3 protein-coding genes and 1 pseudogene (1 of these 4 cut by a window edge) are annotated in these 2,482 nt (G+C 65.3%); 3 read left to right on the top strand and 1 reads right to left on the bottom strand.

What is annotated here, in order from left to right:
* On the top strand, window positions 1-499 hold a 499-nt coding region (locus EOC06_RS42405; protein ID WP_245469546.1), incomplete at its 5' end, for a FadR/GntR family transcriptional regulator.
* A 17-nt stretch (window positions 500-516) separates the two neighbouring features.
* Here the strand turns inward: EOC06_RS42405 and EOC06_RS12895 are convergent.
* A complete protein-coding gene (locus EOC06_RS12895; protein WP_024501537.1) occupies window positions 517-807 on the bottom strand; it encodes a DUF3175 domain-containing protein in 291 nt (96 codons plus the stop codon).
* Between the two features lie 171 nt (window positions 808-978).
* Between EOC06_RS12895 and EOC06_RS12890 the strand changes: the two genes are divergently transcribed.
* Together EOC06_RS12890 and EOC06_RS12885 are read left to right on the top strand one after the other, a co-directional pair.
* Window positions 979-2,208 (top strand): MFS transporter, encoded by a 1,230-nt coding sequence (locus EOC06_RS12890; RefSeq protein ID WP_127270871.1) that lies wholly within the window; start codon window positions 979-981, stop codon window positions 2,206-2,208.
* A 177-nt stretch (window positions 2,209-2,385) separates the two neighbouring features.
* Window positions 2,386-2,482: pseudogene (locus EOC06_RS12885) on the top strand (LacI family DNA-binding transcriptional regulator); it runs 937 nt beyond the window's last position.

Below are 2,482 nucleotides of genomic sequence, written 5' to 3'. Positions count from 1 at the left end.
CCCCAAGATCGGCAGCTGGGTCGAGCCGAAGGAACGCTGGAACCTGCTCGATCGCGATGTGCTTGCCTGGTACGCGACGTCGCCGGATCGCGAAGTGTTCCTCAAGACGGTGCAGGAATTCCGCCACATCATCGAGCCGGAAGCGACCGCGTTTGCCGCCATGCGAAGAACCGACGAGCAGATGGCCGAGATCAGCCTGGCCTGCCGGGAGATGGGAGAGGCGACGAGCCTGCAGGAGCGGACCCGTGCCGACACGCGCTTCCATCTTGCCATCCTGCGGGCTTCGGGCAATGACCTTCTGGTGCCGCTCGGCGTACTGATCGAGTCCGCGTTCGATCACCTCTTTGCCTATACGACGCGGGAGATCGACGATCTCAACCACGCGCAGAAGCTGCACGAGGCGATCGAGAAGAACATCCGCCTGCAGCGCCCCGACGCCGCGCGCAATGCAGTGCGCAAACTGCTCGCCAACACAGACGGCGTCATCCGCGCCCGGTAGAGCCTGACCGGCCGCCGCTAGTCATCCTTGTCACGTCCGAAGGCGCTGCGCAGTTCGTCCTTGGCGTCCTCAAGCACTTTTTTGCGCGCGGCGGGCAAGTTCTTGCCGGCGCGGTTGATGTAAAAATTCAGCATCGACATGGCGGATTGGAAAGGCTCGGCCTTGCGCCTGTGGCTGTGTTCGGCGGATCGTTTCAGCGAGGCGGCGATCTTCCTGGCGTCGTCGGATTCGAAGACGTGATCCTCAAGATCCATTGCGTTGCTGTGCTCGGTCACCTCGGCCGACCATTTTTTCCTGGTGGCGGTCATCGCTGGACTCCTTTGCAGGGGTGGGTTGCCGGGAAAACTCTGCACATCGGCATCGGTTCCGCCTGGCTCTGGAGCCACGGATTTGCCCGCTGTGGCGCTGCTGCGGCCTGAGAATGCGCCGATAGTGGCGCAAACGGCAGCCGATCTCCGAGACCGCCGACAGGAAACGCCTTGACCCGAACCGACAGCATCCAGCCCGGCCCCGGCATCGACAGCTCCTATGCCTGGATGCGGCTTGCCATCTCGATGCTGCTGGCGACGATCGGCGCCGTAGGCATGTGGGCTGTCGTCGTCGTGCTGCCCGCGGTGCAGGCCGAGTTCGGCGTCGACCGCGCCGCGGCGTCCATGCCTTACACCGCGACCATGGTCGGTTTCGCCGCCGGCAACGTGCTGGTCGGCCGCGCCATCGACCGGATGGGTTACTGGATCCCGGCGCTGCTCTCTTCGATTGCGCTTTCCGCCGGCCTGCTGCTCGCGGCGCTGTCCACCTCGATCCTGCAATTCACGCTTGCCCAAGGAGTGCTGATCGGTGTCGGCACGTCGGTGATCTTCGGGCCGCTGATCGCCGATATCTCGCACTGGTTCAACCGTCGTCGCGGTGTCGCGGTCACGGCGGCGGCGGCCGGCAATTACCTTGCCGGGGCGTTGTGGCCGACCATCATGCCGACACTGATGAAGGCGGAAGGCTGGCGCTTCACCTATGCGGCAATCGGCATCTTCTGCCTGGTGACAATGGTGCCGCTGGTGCTGATGCTGCGGCGCGGTGCCCCGGCGGCGGCCGTCGCGGGTTCGCCCGGAAGCCGGTCGGTGCAGCCGATCTCGCTGTCGCCGGCGGCCTTGCAGGTGCTGCTGGTCGTCGCCGGGCTCGGCTGCTGCGTGGCGATGTCGATGCCGCAAGTGCATATCGTCGCCTATTGCATGGACCTCGGCTACGGCGTGGCGCATGGCGCCGACATGCTGTCGATCATGATGGCAGGCGGCGTCGTCAGCCGGCTGGCGTCCGGCTTTCTCGCCGACCGTATCGGCGCTGTGTGGACATTGATGATCGGCTCGGTGCTGCAGTGTCTGTCGCTCCTGTTCTATATCCCGTTCGACGGGCTTGCCTCGCTCTATGTGGTGTCGCTGGTGTTCGGCCTGTCGCAGGGCGGCATCGTGCCTTGCTACGCGATCATAGTGCGCGATTACATGCCGGCCAGGGAGGCCGGCCAGCGTATCGGTATCGTCATGATGGCGACCATCTTCGGCATGGCGATCGGCGGCTGGATGTCGGGCTGGATCTACGATTTGACCGGTTCCTACGCCGCCGCATTTCTCAACGGCATCGCCTGGAATTTGCTGAACCTGGTGGCGATCGGGCTGCTGTTCTGGAAGGCACGGCGCAGCACAGCCGTGACGGCCTGAGCTCACCGTGCCCAATGGTACGGGAGCTGCGCGGCTTGACATCCACCCAAGGCTGCGCGACGCCGGAAGGCGGATGGGTACGGCAACAGGCCGGTTTGGCATGACGACGGTGGCAAAGACCCTGAATATGGTTCCAAAGGCGCTTGGCTGCACAAGCCCGTCGCCAGGAGTGCGCCCTTGACCAAGCCGCGCTCGCGCCGGGGCGGCGGCCGCCCGACCATCGCGGATGTCGCGCGCAAGGCCGGCGTCGGCGCCATCACCGTGTCGCGCGCGC

The sequence above is a fragment of the Mesorhizobium sp. M7A.F.Ca.MR.362.00.0.0 genome, from assembly GCF_004023175.1.
Taxonomy (GTDB): Bacteria; Pseudomonadota; Alphaproteobacteria; order Rhizobiales; family Rhizobiaceae; genus Mesorhizobium.
Note: the sequence above shows the minus strand (reverse complement) of the source record. Positions and strands in the feature narration are given on the sequence as shown.